15 protein-coding genes and 1 pseudogene are annotated in these 17,938 nt (G+C 45.6%); 10 read left to right on the top strand and 6 right to left on the bottom strand.

What is annotated here, in order from left to right; translation table 11 throughout:
* Positions 1-13: 13 nt before the first annotated feature.
* Together mrcB and hrpB are read right to left on the bottom strand one after the other, a co-directional pair.
* The gene (gene mrcB, locus L1D55_RS17265) at positions 14-2,413 is read right to left on the bottom strand and encodes a penicillin-binding protein 1B (RefSeq protein ID WP_239918240.1); all 2,400 of its coding nucleotides are present in this window, start codon (positions 2,411-2,413) and stop codon (positions 14-16) included.
* Positions 2,410-4,848, bottom strand: coding sequence for an ATP-dependent helicase HrpB (gene hrpB, locus L1D55_RS17270; protein ID WP_239918247.1), 2,439 nt, complete (start codon positions 4,846-4,848; stop codon positions 2,410-2,412). The genes mrcB and hrpB overlap by 4 nt, the downstream gene beginning before the upstream one ends.
* Before the next feature lie 94 nt (positions 4,849-4,942).
* On the opposite strand from hrpB, the gene sfsA reads away from it, so the two are divergent.
* The 7 genes from sfsA to panC all read left to right on the top strand — a co-directional run bounded on the left by sfsA (position 4,943) and on the right by panC (position 11,053).
* Complete coding sequence (gene sfsA, locus L1D55_RS17275; protein ID WP_239918241.1) at positions 4,943-5,668, top strand: DNA/RNA nuclease SfsA; 726 nt, start codon at positions 4,943-4,945, stop codon at positions 5,666-5,668.
* A gap of 135 nt (positions 5,669-5,803) precedes the next feature.
* Positions 5,804-6,250 carry an RNA polymerase-binding protein DksA gene (dksA, locus tag L1D55_RS17280; RefSeq protein WP_004738189.1) on the top strand — a complete coding sequence of 149 codons (447 nt, stop codon included), beginning with the start codon at positions 5,804-5,806 and terminating at the stop codon, positions 6,248-6,250.
* A gap of 190 nt (positions 6,251-6,440) precedes the next feature.
* The gene (gene gluQRS, locus L1D55_RS17285) at positions 6,441-7,316 is read left to right on the top strand and encodes a tRNA glutamyl-Q(34) synthetase GluQRS (RefSeq protein ID WP_239918242.1); all 876 of its coding nucleotides are present in this window, start codon (positions 6,441-6,443) and stop codon (positions 7,314-7,316) included.
* 183 nt (positions 7,317-7,499) lie between these two features.
* Complete coding sequence (gene pcnB / locus L1D55_RS17290) at positions 7,500-8,855, top strand: polynucleotide adenylyltransferase PcnB (protein WP_239918243.1); 1,356 nt, start codon at positions 7,500-7,502, stop codon at positions 8,853-8,855.
* The gene (gene folK, locus L1D55_RS17295; protein WP_008222704.1) at positions 8,852-9,337 is read left to right on the top strand and encodes a 2-amino-4-hydroxy-6-hydroxymethyldihydropteridine diphosphokinase; all 486 of its coding nucleotides are present in this window, start codon (positions 8,852-8,854) and stop codon (positions 9,335-9,337) included. Before pcnB ends, folK begins: the two co-directional genes overlap by 4 nt.
* A 22-nt stretch (positions 9,338-9,359) precedes the next feature.
* Entirely contained in the window at positions 9,360-10,154 is a 795-nt protein-coding gene (gene panB / locus L1D55_RS17300) for a 3-methyl-2-oxobutanoate hydroxymethyltransferase (RefSeq protein WP_004738184.1), read from the top strand.
* Positions 10,155-10,162: 8 nt separating this feature from the next.
* Positions 10,163-11,053, top strand: coding sequence for a pantoate--beta-alanine ligase (panC, locus tag L1D55_RS17305; protein ID WP_004738183.1), 891 nt, complete (start codon positions 10,163-10,165; stop codon positions 11,051-11,053).
* A 105-nt stretch (positions 11,054-11,158) separates the two neighbouring features.
* Here the strand turns inward: panC and L1D55_RS17310 are convergent, their stop codons facing one another.
* The 3 genes from L1D55_RS17310 to L1D55_RS17320 all read right to left on the bottom strand — a co-directional run bounded on the left by L1D55_RS17310 (position 11,159) and on the right by L1D55_RS17320 (position 14,806).
* Positions 11,159-11,929, bottom strand: a complete 771-nt coding sequence (locus tag L1D55_RS17310) for an ABC transporter permease (protein ID WP_004738182.1) — start codon at positions 11,927-11,929, stop codon at positions 11,159-11,161.
* 1 nt (position 11,930) lies between these two features.
* Positions 11,931-12,848 carry an ABC transporter ATP-binding protein gene (locus L1D55_RS17315; protein WP_239918244.1) on the bottom strand — a complete coding sequence of 306 codons (918 nt, stop codon included), beginning with the start codon at positions 12,846-12,848 and terminating at the stop codon, positions 11,931-11,933.
* Positions 12,849-13,174: 326 nt separating this feature from the next.
* Positions 13,175-14,806 carry a SulP family inorganic anion transporter gene (locus L1D55_RS17320; RefSeq protein WP_239918248.1) on the bottom strand — a complete coding sequence of 544 codons (1,632 nt, stop codon included), beginning with the start codon at positions 14,804-14,806 and terminating at the stop codon, positions 13,175-13,177.
* Positions 14,807-15,092: 286 nt separating this feature from the next.
* On the opposite strand from L1D55_RS17320, the gene can reads away from it, so the two are divergent.
* On the top strand, positions 15,093-15,761 hold the full coding sequence (can, locus tag L1D55_RS17325; protein WP_239918245.1) for a carbonate dehydratase: 669 nt from the start codon (positions 15,093-15,095) through the stop codon (positions 15,759-15,761).
* 71 nt (positions 15,762-15,832) lie between these two features.
* Here the strand turns inward: can and hpt are convergent, their stop codons facing one another.
* Positions 15,833-16,363, bottom strand: a complete 531-nt coding sequence (gene hpt / locus L1D55_RS17330) for a hypoxanthine phosphoribosyltransferase (protein ID WP_008222716.1) — start codon at positions 16,361-16,363, stop codon at positions 15,833-15,835.
* A 337-nt stretch (positions 16,364-16,700) separates the two neighbouring features.
* Here hpt and L1D55_RS17335 point away from each other — a divergent pair, with 337 nt between their 5' ends.
* Complete coding sequence (locus tag L1D55_RS17335) at positions 16,701-17,306, top strand: LuxR/HapR/OpaR family quorum-sensing transcriptional regulator (RefSeq protein ID WP_086711963.1); 606 nt, start codon at positions 16,701-16,703, stop codon at positions 17,304-17,306.
* A 456-nt stretch (positions 17,307-17,762) separates the two neighbouring features.
* A pseudogene (locus tag L1D55_RS27705) lies at positions 17,763-17,938 on the top strand (helix-turn-helix domain-containing protein); the annotation flags it as partial.

Genomic DNA, 17,938 nt, shown 5'->3' on the forward strand with positions numbered 1-17,938 from the left:
TTCTGTTATGACTTTACCATTGAAAAAGCTTCTTTAGCCACTGTTTTGGTTGACTTTCACAGCCCTTTTTAATGTTTCCATTTTCATCCCAAACCGGCAATTTAACTGCACCATCACAGTCAAATTCCAACGCACCGTCAGACGTACGAGTGAAGCTCGCGGTTGCAATTCCGGTTGGCCATGGCAGTAGTAGCTGTTCAGGCGTTCTCTGCTTCAAGTAATCAGCGTAGACACGCAATGCACCACTAGAACCAGTAAGCTTAGTCGGTTTATTGTCATCACGTCCAAGCCAGATGGTCGTTACTTCGCGCCCATCAACCCCCACAAACCAACTGTCGCGGCTGTCATTACTGGTACCTGTTTTACCGGCTAATCCTGCCCATGCAAACTGGTTCTGTAGGAATCGACCTGTACCTTCCGATACACCGCGTTTCATTGCGTAAGTGGTTAGCCAAGCGGCTTGCTGATCAACGCGCTGCGATACTCGAGGGATAGATTGGTATAAAACCTCACCGTCACTATCAACCACAGAACGAAGCGCAGACAAAGGTGCAATACGACCTGAGTTGGTGATCGTTTGGAACATCTGAGACACTTGGAACGGTGTTAGAGAGAACGCCCCCAAAAACATCGATGGCACAGGGCGAATCTCATTTTTATCGACACCCAATTTACCTATAGTATCGGAAACCTTATCAATCCCTAACTGCATCCCTAGACGTACCGTTGGTACGTTATAGGACTTAGACAATGCCACGTATAAAGGCACTTCGCCGCGGAACTTACGGTCGAAGTTTCTCGGGCTCCATACACTGCCCTTACTGCCTTTTAAGCTAAGTGGCGTATCCATCAAGGTCGTTGCCAAGGTGTACTTTTCTGGCTGCTCAAGTGCAGTCAAATAAACCGCTGGTTTCACCAATGAACCGATAGGTCGGCTTGCATTCAAGGCACGGTTAAAGCCGTCATAGCCAGTACGCTTACCACCGACCATTGCTCGGATTTCACCGGTGTTTCTATCTACCGCGATCGCGGCAGCCTCTAATTTATCACCTGCTGTTTTCGAAAGTTCTGGTACCTTGCGAGCAATCGACTTCTCTAGCTTGTCTTGTGAAACCGGGTCCAAAGAGGTGAATACACGTATCCCTTTCTTCGCTTGGAACCTATCACCAACGTACTTTTTCAGCTCGATGTTGACCTGTTGGAAATACGCAGGCTGACGGCTGGCAATGCGCGGATTGTCTTGAATATCCAAATCACGACTTGCTGCTTCTTCATATTGTCTTGGGGTCAAAATATCTTGTTGCATCAACAAGCGAAGAACCAAATCGCGTCGAGTTTTAGCACGCTCAGGGTAGCGAACCGGGTTGTAATACGATGGTCCTTTCACCATACCCACCAGCAAGGCTAACTGGTCAATACGCAATTCTTGAATCGGTTGGCCGAAGTACAAACGTGAAGCCAAACCAAAACCGTGAATCGCTTCACCGCCATTTTGGCCAAGGTAAACCTCGTTTAAGTAAGCCTCTAGGATACGGTCTTTGCTGTAACGATGATCCAAGATAAGCGCGATATAGGCCTCTCGAATCTTACGCCAAAGCGTACGCTCACTAGATAGGAACAGGTTTTTCGCGAGCTGCTGTGTCAGTGTACTACCACCTTGTACAGTGCGCCCTGCCTTGACGTTCACCACCATTGCACGAGCAATCGCCAAAGGTGAGACCCCATCGTGCTGGTAGAAGTTTCTATCTTCCGTTGCGAGCAAGGCATCAACCATCACTTCAGGGAATTGGTTACGTTTTAGGAACAGACGTTGCTCATCGTTGCTTTTCTCAAGCATGCCCAACATCTTAGGTTCAACACGCAAATACCCCATGTCGCCTTTCTTCTCTAGCGACTGAATGCGAGTTAACTCATTACCATTGAAGTGCAACATCACGTGACGATCGGCTTCCGGCCCATCGACAAACTCGAACGGACGGCGAATCATCTCAATTTTAGTTGATGAAGAGGAATACTCACCAGGATGACGAGGAGAGCTCACCTTACGGTAATTCAGCACATCCAGTTCATTCTTAACCTGAACGAGACTAATCTGAGTACCTGGAGATAAATCCAACACACGCGCATAAACAACCGTTGGTAAATCAAATAGCTGGCCCTCAAAGCGCTGCTTCGCCACAGAGTCTAGGTAGATACCGACAAACAGCAGTAATGCAGCCAGTGCTAAGCCAGCCTTCCACGCGATGCCCCATAGGATCTTTAACCAACCTCTGTTGCCCGCCTTTTTCGCTTTCGACTTGCCTTTCTTAGCGGCAGCTCTCGGCTTTCTTGGTTTAGCTTTGGTCGTTGGTGACTTCTTTGCTGGCGCTTTTTTAGGTGGTGCCTTTTTTGGCGTTAACATTTTGGTCATCATCGGTTCAACTGTCGTTTGGTTTTAGTGGTTGCAACATGGTTAGCAGGGTCATCGGGCCAAGGATGTTTTGGGTAACGGCCTTTCATCTCTTTTTGCACTTCTTTGTACGCGCCAGCCCAGAAGCCAGCTAAATCCTGAGTAATTTGTAATGGGCGCTGTGCAGGAGAAAGTAATTCAAGCACAACCTTTTTACGCCCTTGGGCTATCAATGGTGAGTCTTGCTCACCAAAGACCTCTTGCATTCGAACCGAGATCACGGGTTCAGATTGATACTGGTATCGGATCGCCTTTTTACTGCCTGTAGGCATCACGTAATGGCTTGGCAGCCACTGGTCAATCTCTTGATTTAGAGGCCAACCGAGATACGCCGACAGTGCCTGCTCAATCGAAACGTTTGCCAGCCCTTTCGCAGATTTAATGCCATTCAAATACGGCGATAGCCAAGTATCAAGATGTTCAACTAAGCTCGCGTCGTCCATTTCTGGCCAATCATGCTCCGGCATCCAAAGTTGAGCGCAGCGCACGCGTTCAACAAGTTGCTTCGCCGATGGCGTCCAATTTAAACGGTCCAGTCCACATCGAGCGATGTAATTCAACAGCGCTTGGCTAATCTGACTTGCATCAGGATCAGGTAAAGCCTTGGTGCTGATAACCAGTTTACCCAAAGTAACTCTTTGCTCTGCGACTAAACGGCCTCGTTTTTCGTCCCAGTCAGCATAATCTGAACAAACAAAAAGCTTAGGAAATGCTTCTTCTAACTGTGCAATATCAACAGGTGTCGCTAAAAAGATCTGACTAGCACGCCCGGTGCTACGCATCAAATCAATCACCACGATATATTCATTGTTTGCCAGCGGATCATCATCGCGCACCTCTGCACCGTGGCCATTTGCTAGCAGAAAAGCATTGCTGTTGGCACTTCTCGCTTGAGCTATTCGATCTGGGAATGCAAAACAAAGCACCAATGGTAGCAATGATTCATCAAGTTGTGACAAATCTAAGTGATGATTCAGTTTGCTAGCGAGGTTTTTCGCTCTCTGAACCACAATGCTATTTTTCGAGTGCTTTCTTTGTTTTAGCCTATGGAGCGAGTGCTGAATATCCGTGACATTGCGCTCTGGTTCTTCCAATAAAGCGGCTGCAATAATAGCAACATTCAACAAGGCTTGGCTGCCCTGCTGCGCTTTAATCAGCATGCTTGCAATTCGTGGCTCAAGACCTAATCGCTGAGCTTGCTTACCTAGCGGAGTAAATTGACCATGAGTGTCTAATAACTCAAGACTTTGCAGCAATTGCTTAGCTTGCTCAATAGAGGCTCGTGGTGGAACATCGAGCCATTGCAGTTCATCCGCATTTGCTGCGCCCCATTGAGTCAATTCTGCCACCAGCGAGGAGAGGTCTGAATGGAGAATTTCAGGTTCTGGTACAGCAGGTTGCTGCATTAACTGCGTTTCGCTGTACAAACGAACACACAGCCCTTCCTCAATTCGTCCAGCACGACCCGCACGCTGCTCAGCGGAAGACTGTGAGATCTTGACTTGCTCAAGCTTAGTGATACCGGTTTTCAAATCAAACTTCGCGACTCTTTCAAGCCCTGAATCGACAACTAGTCGAATGCCTTCGATAGTCAAAGAGGTTTCTGCGATATTGGTGGCCAATACCACTTTGCGGCGCCCTTTCTCTGATGGTGCTATCGCTTTCTGTTGCTGAGAAAAGTTAAGCTGCCCGTACAAAGGACACACGTCAATATCAGTCGCTAAGTTCTCTAATTGAGCTTCCACCTGCTTTATTGCGGATACTCCAGGTAGGAACGCCAATAGTGACCCCGACTCCTTCTCCATCAGAGAACAGATCACATTAGCCATTTTAGGCGCCAAGTAATCATTAGTACCCAAAGGCTGGTAACGGAATTCAACCGGAAAGGTGCGACCTTGCGACTCAACATACTTAGCCTCCGGCAACAAGGATTGCAGAGCTTGTTGATCTAAGGTGGCCGACATCACGATCACTTTCAGATCATCACGTAGCGCTTCTTGGATCTCCAAGCTAAACGCCAGCGCCGTATCCGCATGAATACTGCGCTCATGGAATTCATCGAAGATCACCATATCGACTCCGGTCAGTTCTGGGTCGGTTTGGATCATTCTGGTCATGATCCCTTCGGTAACGATCTCTAAGCGAGTTGCACTGCTGGTTTTAGATTCACCACGAACTCTATAACCAATGCTCTCCCCTACATTTTCACCTAACTGGCTAGCTAAATATGTCGCGATGTTTCTTGCCGCCAATCGCCTAGGTTCAAGCATGATGATTTTGCCTTGAACGGCATTGGTCTTAACCAGCTGTAAAGGGAAGAACGTTGACTTACCCGCACCGGGAGCCGCTTTAAGAATAAGTTCAGTATGTGTTTCTACGCCAGCGAGCAGATCTGGCATCACAGCTTCTATGGGCAGTTGTGGCAATGGGAGAACCTTGTGGTGTAATGTTGGCAACATTGTACATAAAAACCTACCCGTCTAAATAAGTAATATGCAGTTCAATCCGCCATTAGAGTCAGCGACTCTTATCAAACGCTACAAACGTTTCCTCACTGACATCAAACTTCCCGACGGCAGCGAGCGTACTATTCACTGTGCAAATACTGGTGCGATGACAGGATGCGCGACTCCGGGTAATACGGTGTGGTATTCAACCTCCGATAATGCAAAAAGAAAGTACCCAAACAGCTGGGAGATCTCAGAAACGGACAAAGGTCACCGGATTTGTGTAAATACTGTGCGAGCAAACCAGCTAGCAGTGGAAGCAATTGAAAATAAGACTATAGTTGAACTCTTAGGTTATAACACGTTACGAACCGAAGTGAAGTATGGTAGCGAGAATAGTCGGATTGACATTCTGCTTGAAGATAACGAAAAGCCGCCTTGCTATATCGAAGTAAAAAGCGTCACCTTACTCGATGAACAAGAGACCTCAACTGAGGGGCAAGGTTTTTTCCCTGATGCGGTGACAACCAGAGGCCAAAAACATCTGCGTGAACTCACAGAAATGGTCGAATCTGGAAATAGAGCCGTACTTTTATTCACTGTTTTACATTCAGGTATTGAAAAAGTGTCTGCGGCACACCATATAGACGCCAAATATTCGTTATTACTAAAACAAGCACAAGACGCTGGAGTTGAAGTGCTTTGCTACAAAGCAGAGCTCAGCAGTACTCAAATACAACTAAAACAATCTGTTGAATTTATCAATAACTGAACAAAGATGTTGAACAAATCACATTGATTGCAAGTTTGAATAAGAGTATTTGCCACCATTCGTTCTTTCTGCTATAGATACCCGCCTTAAAATTAGCTGCTTTGCAGTTGACTAGGTGTAAATAGGAGATGCTGTATGCCAGAATCTAAGAAAAAAGCGCTAGGCATCCTAGCCATCGCAGGTGTTGAACCGTACCAAGAAAAGCCAGGTGAAGAATACATGTCACCTGAGCAAACGGAACATTTTACAAAAATTTTAGCAGCTTGGCGCAACCAGCTCAGGGAAGAAGTTGATCGTACTGTGCACCACATGCAGGACGAAGCAGCGAATTTCCCAGACCCAGTTGACCGTGCTTCTCAAGAAGAAGAATTCAGCCTAGAGCTACGTAACCGTGACCGTGAGCGTCGTCTAATCAAGAAAATTGAGAAGACACTAGACAAGATCGAAGAAGATGATTTCGGCTTCTGTGATTCTTGCGGTATCGAGATTGGCATTCGTCGCCTTGAAGCTCGTCCAACTGCTGACCTTTGTATTGACTGTAAAACACTTGCAGAGATCAAAGAGAAACAAATGCAAGGTTAATACTTGCGGATGTAAAGAAAGGGAGCTTTGGCTCCCTTTTTTGTTTGCTGCCTAAGCGAGATGCCTTAGATAGCAATGAACAGTGTTAAAACAAGAGCTAAGCAGCAACAGTACTCACTGCATGCAATAAACACATTAAACGTCTTAAGAATCGGCTACTGCGGTACCCTCTGGATTAGGTTGTTCACATATGAATTATATCGGGCGCTTTGCACCATCACCGTCAGGTCCTCTTCATTTTGGCTCACTGGTTGCCGCTCTTGGCAGCTACTTCCAAGCAAAGTCTCATCAGGGACAATGGTTAGTCCGCATGGAAGACCTGGATCCGCCAAGAGAGATGGCTGGCGCTGCAGATCTGATTCTTAAGACGCTTGAGGCTTACCACCTATTTTGGGATGGCAACGTTGTTTATCAGAGCCAACGTCACGACCTGTACCAAGCGCAAATTGATCAATGGGTTGCTGACAACCAAGCCTACTACTGCCAATGCACGCGCAAACAGATAAAAGCCTTGGGTGGCTTCTATAATGGCCATTGTCGACAGACAGGGCTAATTGATACTGGTGAGCAAGCCGTGCGTTTATGTATGGATTTCCCAGTCGAGTCATTCGACGATGTTCGCCATGGCACAATTCAAATCCCTAAAGCGTTAGCCGAAGAGGATTTCATCATCAAACGCCGCGATGGTTTGTTTGCTTATAACTTGGCCGTAGTACTTGATGATATCGAGCAAGGCGTAACTGAAGTGGTGAGAGGCGCTGATCTCATCGAACCTACAGGCCGCCAAATCAGTCTTTATAAGACACTGAAACAAAACACAGTGAGCTACTTGCACTTGCCGTTAGCGACCGATGCTTCTGGCAATAAACTATCAAAGCAGAACCACGCCACGGCTATTGACCTCGATAACCCTAAACCAACACTGCTCAATGCCATGCAGTTCTTAGGCTTTGAGGTTCCTAAGGCCGTTTGTGAAGCTTCAATCGATGAGATTTTGGCATGGGGCTGCCAGCAATGGAACGTTGCTCAATTACCTGATAGTTTACAAAAACAACACTGCAATTAGCTCAAAACTAACGGCAAATAGTACAAACGACACACAAAAATGCCATAACCAACCACTGTGGTTAAGCAGACGATGTTCTCAAATGGCTCGCGCTAAGCTATTATTAGCCGCAATTAAACTCTGCACTACCACTTTGGACTAAGAGAAAAACAAAGTTGGCGATACCTACTTTGTTCTAAACTAATGAATACAAACGACAATACCCCAAGCGAACAACGCGGATTCCACGAACTAGCACTGAATATTTATACTCGCCAAGAGCACAATATTTCACGTAAGCAGATCAGCGATAACGCACTAAAAGTACTATATCGCCTGAATGGTGCGGGTTTTGACGCATTTTTAGTCGGTGGTGGTGTCCGTGATATCTTACTTGGCTCTCAGCCAAAAGATTTCGATATTGCGACCAACGCTACGCCAGAGCAGATCAAGAACCTTTTCCGAAACTGCCGCCTAATCGGTCGTCGTTTCCGCTTGGCACACATCATGTTTGGTCGTGACATCATTGAGGTGGCAACTTTCCGAGGTCACCATCAAGAGCCATCTAAAAACGTATCTGCACAATCGAAAGAAGGCATGCTATTACGCGACAACGTGTACGGCAGTGTTGATGAAGATGCTGAGCGTCGCGATTTCACGATCAATGCGATGTACTACAACATTGCAGACTACAGCATCCACGATTACGCAGGTGGTGTAGAAGATTTAGAAGATAAGCTTATCCGTCTAATTGGTGACCCAGAGACACGCTACCGTGAAGACCCTGTGCGCATGCTTCGTGCAATGCGTTTCTCTGCGAAACTGGATTTCGATATTGAAGAAGACACCGCCGACCCAATTGAAGGCCTGGCGCACCTTCTAAAAGACATCCCAGCAGCACGTCTTTACGAAGAATCTCTAAAACTGCTTCAATCAGGTTACGGTTTAGAAACCTACCACCTGATGCGTGAATACAACCTATTCCAGCAGATGTTCCCTGCGGTAGCTGAATACTTCACTGAAGATTACGACTCACCAACTGAGCAAATGCTTGATTTGGTACTCGACTCTACGGACCTTCGTATCGAAGATGGTAAACGAGTAAACCCGGCATTCATGTTCGCCGCGATTCTTTGGTATCCAATGAACAAGCTGGCAGACAAGCTTGTTGCCGAGCAAGGCATGGCGCACTATGACGCGATCATGGAAGCAAGTAACATCATTCTTGATCAGCAAGTAAAATCTATTGCTATCCCTCGTCGCCACACAGCAACCATTCGCGAAGTTTGGCAACTGCAACTGCGACTACCTCGCCGCAACGGTAAACGTGCCGTTCGCCTAATGGAGCTCAACAAGTTCCGCGCTGGCTACGACTTCTTAGAGATGCGTGGCGATATTGAAGGTGGCGAGACAAAAGAATTAGCAAAATGGTGGGAGCGTTATCAGACAGCTGGTCGCAACATGCGTCAAGCAATGGCTAACGACGTAGCAGCACCATCAAAGTCAGGTCATCGTCGCCGTAAGACTTACCGAAACAAAAAGAGTAAGCAAGCCGAATGATAACTGCTTATATCGCGGTCGGCAGCAACCTTGCCGACCCAGTTAGCCAAGCAAATTTGGCTATCGAAACGCTAAAAAGCCTACCGCGATCAACGTTTATTGCGACCTCTCAGCTATATAGTAGCACTCCAATGGGGCCGCAAAATCAACCGGACTACATCAATGCGGTAGTCGCTATCAAAACCGAATTAACGCCTATTGAACTGCTTGATTGCACTCAAAAAATCGAGTTAGAGCAAGGGCGTGTCCGTAAAGACGAGCGCTGGGGACCAAGAACTTTGGATCTCGACATCGTGTTGTACGGCAATGAGGTGATCGATTCAGAGCGCTTAACCGTTCCTCATTACGGAATGAAAGAACGAGAGTTTGTACTCTACCCGCTTGCTGAAATCGCACCAAGTTTACAACTCCCTGATGGGACTGAGCTGACAGAACTACTGAAAATTGTAGATAAAAACGGGCTCAATGTTTGGCAGCAATAGCCAGGCGCATTAAGGAAAACCAATGAAAAAAGTAACCATTAACGACCTGATCAAGTGTAAACGTGAAGGCCGTAAATTCGCGACGTCAACAGCTTACGATGCGAGCTTTGCTCAGCTATTCGAAAGCCAAGAGATGCCTGTTCTGCTTGTCGGTGATTCACTAGGTATGGTTCTACAAGGCCATAACGACACATTACCAGTAAGTGTTGAAGACATTGCTTACCACACTCGCTCTGTGCGTGCAGGTAGCCCTAACTGTCTTCTTATGGCTGATATGCCTTTCATGAGCTACGCAACTCCAGAGCAAGCTTGTGAGAGCGCAGCTACCTTGATGCGTGCTGGCGCGAACATGGTAAAAATCGAAGGCGGAAGCTGGTTGGTTGATACTGTGAAGATGCTAACAGAACGCGCAGTACCAGTATGTGCACACTTAGGCTTAACGCCACAATCTGTGAACATCTTTGGTGGTTACAAGGTTCAAGGCCGCGATGACGACCAAGCTGATAAAATGGTTGCTGACGCACTAGCGCTACAAAACGCAGGTGCTCAAATCGTTCTACTTGAATGTGTACCAGCTTCATTGGCAAAACGAATTACAGAAGCTTGTCACGTGCCAGTTATTGGTATTGGAGCAGGTAATGTTACCGATGGTCAGATCTTGGTTATGCATGACATGTTCGGTATTTCTGCGAACTACATGCCGAAATTCTCTAAGAATTTCCTAGCAGAAACAGGTGACATGCGCAAAGCAGTAGCTCTATACAAAGAAGAAGTAGAGAGCGCACGCTTCCCTGATGATGCTCATACAATCGCTTAGGAGTAAGTATGCAAACTTTTGCTGAAATAGCGGCTCTTCGTGAGCAGATTAAACAGTTTAAGCGTGATGGACGTACGGTTGCTTTTGTACCGACTATGGGAAACCTGCATGAAGGCCACCTTACTCTGGTAAAGAAGGCTCGTGAACTAGCAGACATCGTCGTGGTAAGCATCTTTGTTAACCCGATGCAGTTTGATCGTGCTGATGACCTGAACAACTACCCTCGCACATTAGAGGCTGATTTAAGCAAACTAACTGGCGAAGGCGTTGAACTGGTATTTACACCAACACCAGAAGTGATGTACCCAGATGGTCTAGACAAACAGACGTTTGTTGAAGTTCCGGGGTTATCTCACATGTTGGAAGGTGCGTCTCGTCCAGGTCACTTCCGTGGCGTTGCGACGATTGTCACTAAGCTGTTTAACATCGTTCAGCCAGATTTTGCATGCTTCGGCGAGAAAGACTTCCAGCAACTTGCTGTAATTCGCCAAATGACAACTGACTTAGCGTTAGACATTGAAATTGTAGGCGTTGCGACGGTTCGTGAAATGGACGGTTTAGCGATGAGCTCTCGCAATAGCAATCTCACTATTGATGAGCGCCAACGTGCACCTGTTCTAGCACGCACTATGCGTTGGATCAGCAGCGCAATTCGCGGTGGACGTGATGACTACGCCTCAGTGATTGAGGATGCGACAGACCAGCTTCGTGCAGCAGATCTCCAGCCAGATGAAATCTTCATCTGTGATGCTAAGACTCTGCAAGCCATCACTTCAGAATCCACTCAAGCTGTGATTCTTATGTCGGCTTTCCTAGGTAAGACGCGTCTTATCGACAACCAAGTTCTCGACTTGGTAACGGAAACCAAAGAAGAAGTGAAAGAAGAAACCGCTGAGTAATTGCGTTCTTCTCTAGACACAAAGCAAAAGCACAAATAAAAAAGATAAAAAAGGTCGATATAATATCGACCTTTTTCTTTGCCTGCGATTCAGTAGGTGTCGGAGTTAGCTGCGTAAGCCAATCCCCTTAGTCACTAGGTAATGTGCAATGCCATACAGCACAACGATAAACACGCCTAGAACGCCAAACGACGTCACAATACCCACGTCAGACACACCCAAGAAGCCATATCTAAACGCATTCACCATGTAGACAATCGGGTTCAACTTCGACACACCTTGCCAAAACTCAGGCAACAGGCTAATCGAGTAGAACACACCACCAAGATAAGTAAGCGGCGTCAGAATGAAGGTAGGGATAATTGAGATATCATCAAACGTGCGTGCAAATACCGCGTTGATAAGACCACCTAACGCAAATACCACCGACGTTAGGAAAACGGTCGCAATGATCACGCCCCAGTGATCAACCTGAAGGTCAACGAAGAACAGAGAAACAAAGGTCACGATCGTACCGACTAATAGGCCGCGCACCACACCACCCATCACGAAACCAGCGATAATCACATAGTTCGGCACCGGTGCAACCAGCAGTTCTTCAATGTTCTTTTGGAATTTGGCACTAAAAAATGATGAAGCCACATTCGAGTACGAGTTAGTGATTACCGACATCATGATCAGACCCGGCACTATGTATTCCATGTAGCTAAAGCCGTTCATTTCACCGATTCGTGCACCAATCAGGTTACCGAAGATGATGAAGTAGAGCGTCATAGTAATTGCAGGTGGAACCAGCGTTTGCACCCAAATACGAGTAAAACGGTTGATCTCTTTGGTCAGCAAGCTGCGAAAAGCAGTCCAATATAGGCTGTACATATTATTTACTCCCCTCACGCACGATGCTTACAAATAGTTCTTCTAGACGGTTGGCTTTGTTACGCATCGAGAGGACTTTCACATTCTGCTCACTCAACTGAGCAAAGATGGTGTTCAAACCTAGGTTCTTATCAATTTCAATCTCTAAAGAACCATTAACCAAGACTTGGTTATTTACGCCCTCTAACTTAGGTTGTGCAGCTCCCTCTTCCAGATCAAGGATAAAGGTTTCAGCACTCAGCTTACCTAGTAGCGCCTTCATAGTGGTGTTCTCGATCAACTCACCACGATTAATGATGCCGATGTTACGACACAACATTTCCGCTTCTTCTAAGTAGTGCGTGGTCAAGATAATGGTAATGCCCTGTTTCTCGTTGATCTCTTTGAGGAATTCCCACATCGAGCGGCGCAGTTCAATATCGACACCTGCAGTTGGCTCATCAAGGATTAACAGCTGAGGCTCATGCATCAGCGCACGCGCGATCATCAAGCGGCGTTTCATGCCACCAGACAAGTTACGTGCACGTTCGCCCCGCTTTTCCCACAGATCGAGTTGAGATAGGTATTTTTTCGCTCGCTCTTTTGCCAGAGATTTAGGCACACCGTAGTAACCCGCTTGCTGCAAAACGATCTGCTCAACCGTTTCAAATGGGTTGAAGTTAAACTCTTGAGGAACTAAGCCAAGGTTCTGCTTTGCTAGCTCAAGATCGGTATCAATGTCGTAGCCGAATACCTTAACCTTGCCAGAGGTTTTATTTACTAACGAAGAGATAACGCCAATGGTGGTGGACTTGCCCGCACCATTTGGACCAAGTAGCGCGTAAAAGTCACCTTTTGCTACCTGTAAACTGATGCCTTTAAGTGCCTCGAAGCCACCCGCATAAGTTTTTCTTAATTGCTCAATTTCTAATGCATACATAGAGATGATTGCCATTTGCTATAAATAGTGTGGTTAGCCGGACAGGATGAAGAGAACGAAACCTGAAATGAACCAGTTGAACTAGCTCAAGATAATGTACGCGGCCATTTTGCAAACAAGTTTATCGTTGAATGACGATGAATACAAATATCGATTAGCGGTTTCGTTATAAAACTTAAAAGAGCTAAGGCTGCATAAAGCTCTATTTCGTGTATCACAAATAAAAAAATACCGCTAAGACATAAACTTAGCGGTACTTTCCGATATTAGAAATTCATGACTAACATTGATAACTATTGTTCAGTCACAGTGAATCAATAAGAGTATTAAACCGATTCAAATTGGTGCTCGTCTCTTTCAACGTAGCTGGTCGCAGCTGTCAGAGCTTCATAACGGAATCGATATGTGTTTGATTCCGGTACTAAATCAATTACGTGGAACTTCTCCAGCTGTTGACGCGTATTCTCGTTAGGACACAGCAAGTACACCTCACACTGTGCGTCTAGCGCATCCTTGATCGCATTCTCTAGCGCGAGGCCAACCGTAACATCAATCATAGGTACATCGGTTAAGTCTAAAATCATCGCTTCGCAATCAGAAATGCTCGAGTGCTGGCGTGAAATCGCCTTTGAGACACTGAAGATCATCGGCCCTGATAGATAGAAGAACAACACTTTGCCATTGGCATTATCAAGTAGCTGGCGTTCACTATCAGTCAATGGAATATCATCTTCATCGTCCCCATCACTAATAGCTTTAACTTGCCTTGCTTGCTCGCGACTTAGCCTTTCAATGATCAGAATATTCGAGATAAATACACCGAGTCCAACCGCGATGATCAAGTCAACGAATACGGTCAATAGCATTACACCGTACATCACGCCCATACCAGCATAACTTACTTTGTGTGCACGCTGGATGAAGCTCCAATCAAGAATGTTGAAACCAACGTACATAGCAATACCAGCCAGCACAGCCATTGGGATAGGTTCAGTCAACCCACCAGCAACCAATACTACAAGCGCTAATACTAGAGCTCGAATCACACCAGAAAGCGGAGAGCGCGCGCCTACCTGAATGTTGGTCACGGTACCCATGGTCGCACCCGCACCAGGCAACGCACCAAACAAGCCTGAAAGCATATTTGCGATACCTTGACCACGCAGCTCTTTATCAGAGTCATGCTCTTTACGAGTCAATGAATCGCCAATAACAGCTGTCAAAAGCGTATCAATACAACCTAATGTACCAAGTACCAAGGCATCGATAACCATAGTCGTGAATTGTTCAGCACTGATAGTAGGGACAACAAGTGAAGGCAGACCTGCTGGGATTTCACCAATGCGGCGAATAGAATCGGTATCGAAGAAGATAACTGACAACAGAGTGACGGCTACAAGCGCGACCAGTTGCGCCGGTACATACTTACGATACTTAGCCGGGAAGCCAAACAGAATACCAAGTGTCAGTGCACCTAGAAATAGCTCACTCACTTTTAAGTTTGCTAGCGTATCAGGCAAAGCAGAGAGCGTGCCCATTACACCACCGGATGGAGCTGCATGTCCTAACAATGGGGACAACTGCAAGATAATCAGAATAACGCCAATACCCGACATGAATCCGGAGATCACGCTATATGGCATCAAAGTAACGTACTTTCCTAGCTTTAACGTGCCAAGTAGTATCTGAAATGCACCAGCCATCATCACGACAGTAAAGGTCATGGCCATGCCCGTTTCAGGATATTTTGCCACCATACTCGTCATTACGGCTGTCATGATCACCGTCATCGGGCCGGTAGGTTCTGAAATTAAACTGCTCGAACCGCCAAACAATGCTGCAAATAGGCCAACCATAATGGCGCCCCACAAACCAGCTTCAGCACCCGCGCCAGAAGCAACACCAAATGCCAACGCTAAAGGTAGCGAGATGATGGCTGTAGTCACACCGCCAAACATATCCCCTTTTAGATTGATATCCGTAAAACGACTTCCAAACAAAACACACCTTCCTGATGATGAAATGACAAACCTTATCACTTTAACAAATGTATCAAGTGTTCAGAAAGTGTTAATTCAATCACATTATTCATGTCTTATAACCGGATCATTGATAGTGAGCTAAGTTTATGATTTTCCGTACTAGAACACGTCAGATGAGTACATTTTGACGCAGTTTTTACGAGATTGAATTTGTAACATTGTGTATAGTGAAGCATCTTAATTGAGGGATGTAAGAAGCAAGATGCCAGAAATAAAACAGCTTTTTGAGAACAATTCCAAATGGTCTGAAGAAATTCGCTCTGAAAGACCTGAGTATTTTACAACGCTTGAAGAGGGTCAAAGCCCAGGTTTTCTATGGATAGGTTGTTCAGATAGCCGAGTTCCAGCCGAACGCCTGACTGGCTTATATTCTGGAGAACTGTTTGTTCACCGAAACGTGGCCAACCAAGTGGTTCATACCGACCTAAACTGCCTATCTGTCGTTCAGTACGCAGTGGATGTACTTAAAGTGAAACACATTATTGTTTGTGGTCACTACGGTTGTGGTGGTGTTAATGCGGCAATTGATAATCCGAAACTTGGCCTAATCAACAACTGGCTACTTCACATTCGTGATAACTACCTAAAATACCGCAAAGAGATCGAAGCACTTCCACGCGCGCAGTGGGGTGATAAGCTTTGTGAGATTAACGTCGCAGAGCAGGTTTACAACTTAGGTAACTCAACCATTATGCAAAGTGCATGGGAACGAGGCCAAGAGGTTGAGATCCACGGTGTGGTATATGGTATTGGTGATGGCAAGTTACAAGACCTTGGCGTACGTTGCTCAAGTATCGACACATTAGAGAGCAGCCACATTGAGGCATTAAATAAAATCTTAACGACGCCTCTTCTTAGTCAACAAGGCTAATTACCTCTATCAAATACAAAAAGCCCGCATCAAGCGGGCTTTTTAATGTCTTGTGTCGGCAAGTATAGTGATTACTCTTGCGGTACCACTTTACCAATGTATGGCAGGTGACGGTATTTTTGAGCGTAGTCGATACCAACACCAACAACGAACTCGTCTGGGATTTCGAAACCAATCCACTTAGTATCAACTTCAACTTCACGACGTGAAGGCTTGTCTAGTAGTGTACAGATCTCGATAGATTTAGGGCCACGTAGGCTCAAGATCTCTTTTACCTTAGTCAGCGTGTTACCAGTATCGATGATGTCTTCTACAAGCAGAACGTCTTTACCTTGGATATCGTCATCTAGGTCTTTCAAGATACGAACATCACGAGAGCTTTCCATGCTGTTGCCGTAGCTAGATGCCGTCATGAAATCAACTTGGTGAGTTAAATCGATAGCACGAGCAAGATCCGCCATAAAGACAAACGATCCACGTAATAAGCCAACCAAAACTAGATCTTCACTACCTTTGTAGTGTTCCGTGATCTGTTTGCCTAGTTCGTTCACTCGATCCTGAACTTCCTGCTCAGAGATCATGACTTCAACTGTATGCTTCATACTGCTCTCATTTTGTTTGGTGATTGCGACAAGTGTAGACAGTTTTGCCATTCGCGCCGCTCAATTTTGTGCGTAAGTCTAGCACTGCTCAAATACCCACACCACCTTATGGTTCGAATTTACTGTCAGATTATCAACGAAATGTGCACTTGTGCCTTGTCTGATAGTCGCCTTCTTTCATATCAATGTGGATCACGCTTTATGGATCAAGTTTGATGTAACTGTCTATTAAATAAGCTCAAAGGATTGACCATTGGCATATGCACCATTACACTCATCTTGGCTTAAATAATAATAAAATCATTAATATAAAAAAATCGTTGGCAAGGAAAATAAAATGGACTCAATATCTAAGAGACCTAGAACTAGGCTTTCACCTTTAAAAAGAAAACTTCAGCTGATGGAAATCGCGCTTGAAGTATTCTCTCGTCGCGGCATTGGCCGTGGTGGTCACGCTGACATTGCAGATATCGCTCAGGTATCAGTAGCAACAGTATTTAACTACTTCCCTACTCGTGAAGATCTGGTTGATGAAGTGCTAAATCATGTTGTCCGTCAATTCTCGAACTTCCTTTCAGACAATATCGATCTAGATATTCACGCAAAACAAAACCTACATAATATTGCGACTGAAATGGTGACGCTTGTAGCTCAAGACAGCCACTGGTTGAACGTATGGTTCGAATGGAGCGCATCGACACGTGATGAAGTATGGCCACTGTTCGTAACGACAAACCGCACTAACCAAATGTTGGTACAAAACATGTTTAGTAAAGCGATTGAGCGCGGCGAAGTTTGTGACGATCACGATCCTAAGCACCTTGCGAATCTATTCCACGGCATCTGCTACTCGCTGTTCATTCAAGCGAAACGTGTTGATACCAATGAAGAACTATCTAAACTCACTGACAGCTACTTAAACATGTTGTGTATCTATAAGTAGATTCGAGATTCGAGATTCGAGATTCGAGATTCGAGATTCGAGTGAAACTATTGAAAGGGTTGGCGTTTGCGTCAATCCTTTTTTGTTATGAGCAGATAGCTATTGGTTGAAAGAGATTCCCTACTCCTTCCTTCGTCAGTCTAGGGAATGACGGATATAAAGAGCTCCTGAACTTCACCGTCGAAGAAACAAATCACCTATTCAAGCCAGAGATTACCGCTTCTCTCCCTCATCAGTTTGGGGAATGACGGGAATACTAAACTTAAGCTCTCTCACACTCAAGAATCACCAAAACACAAACTCCAACATCTCACTCCGTCATCCTCATGAGCGAGGGACGAGCGAGTTGGGGATCTCTTGCAGCAAAAGAACTCACTTATAATGACGCATAAAAAAGCCGCTGACGAATCTGAACTGACCCCCAATAGTTGGACACCAATTATTGGGGGTCTTTTTATGTCCAAATATAGCCGAGAGCTAAAATGTATCATTGCTAAGCAATACTTAGATGGCACGTCATCTCTCTACTTAGCAAAACAATATTCAATTTCTTCAAGACAGATACGGTATTGGGCTCAAGTCTTTGCCATTCATGGTACTGATTCATTTTTGCCAACTAACCATGCGGCTAC

This window comes from Vibrio sp. Isolate22 (assembly GCF_022398115.1).
GTDB lineage: Bacteria > Pseudomonadota > Gammaproteobacteria > Enterobacterales > Vibrionaceae > Vibrio.

What these genes read in the sequence shown, in the direction of transcription:
- can (WP_239918245.1), top strand. Translation starts at nt 15,093, where the DNA reads ATGCCAGAAATAAAACAGCTTTTTGAGAACAATTCCAAATGGTCTGAA.
- L1D55_RS17335 (WP_086711963.1), top strand. Translation starts at nt 16,701, where the DNA reads ATGGACTCAATATCTAAGAGACCTAGAACTAGGCTTTCACCTTTAAAA.
- mrcB (WP_239918240.1), bottom strand. Translation starts at nt 2,413, where the DNA reads ATGATGACCAAAATGTTAACGCCAAAAAAGGCACCACCTAAAAAAGCG.
- sfsA (WP_239918241.1), top strand. Translation starts at nt 4,943, where the DNA reads ATGCAGTTCAATCCGCCATTAGAGTCAGCGACTCTTATCAAACGCTAC.
- hpt (WP_008222716.1), bottom strand. Translation starts at nt 16,363, where the DNA reads ATGAAGCATACAGTTGAAGTCATGATCTCTGAGCAGGAAGTTCAGGAT.
- L1D55_RS17320 (WP_239918248.1), bottom strand. Translation starts at nt 14,806, where the DNA reads ATGTTTGGCGGTGTGACTACAGCCATCATCTCGCTACCTTTAGCGTTG.
- L1D55_RS17315 (WP_239918244.1), bottom strand. Translation starts at nt 12,848, where the DNA reads ATGTATGCATTAGAAATTGAGCAATTAAGAAAAACTTATGCGGGTGGC.
- panC (WP_004738183.1), top strand. Translation starts at nt 10,163, where the DNA reads ATGCAAACTTTTGCTGAAATAGCGGCTCTTCGTGAGCAGATTAAACAG.
- hrpB (WP_239918247.1), bottom strand. Translation starts at nt 4,848, where the DNA reads ATGCCAGATCTGCTCGCTGGCGTAGAAACACATACTGAACTTATTCTT.
- dksA (WP_004738189.1), top strand. Translation starts at nt 5,804, where the DNA reads ATGCCAGAATCTAAGAAAAAAGCGCTAGGCATCCTAGCCATCGCAGGT.
- panB (WP_004738184.1), top strand. Translation starts at nt 9,360, where the DNA reads ATGAAAAAAGTAACCATTAACGACCTGATCAAGTGTAAACGTGAAGGC.
- folK (WP_008222704.1), top strand. Translation starts at nt 8,852, where the DNA reads ATGATAACTGCTTATATCGCGGTCGGCAGCAACCTTGCCGACCCAGTT.
- L1D55_RS17310 (WP_004738182.1), bottom strand. Translation starts at nt 11,929, where the DNA reads ATGTACAGCCTATATTGGACTGCTTTTCGCAGCTTGCTGACCAAAGAG.
- gluQRS (WP_239918242.1), top strand. Translation starts at nt 6,441, where the DNA reads ATGAATTATATCGGGCGCTTTGCACCATCACCGTCAGGTCCTCTTCAT.
- pcnB (WP_239918243.1), top strand. Translation starts at nt 7,500, where the DNA reads ATGAATACAAACGACAATACCCCAAGCGAACAACGCGGATTCCACGAA.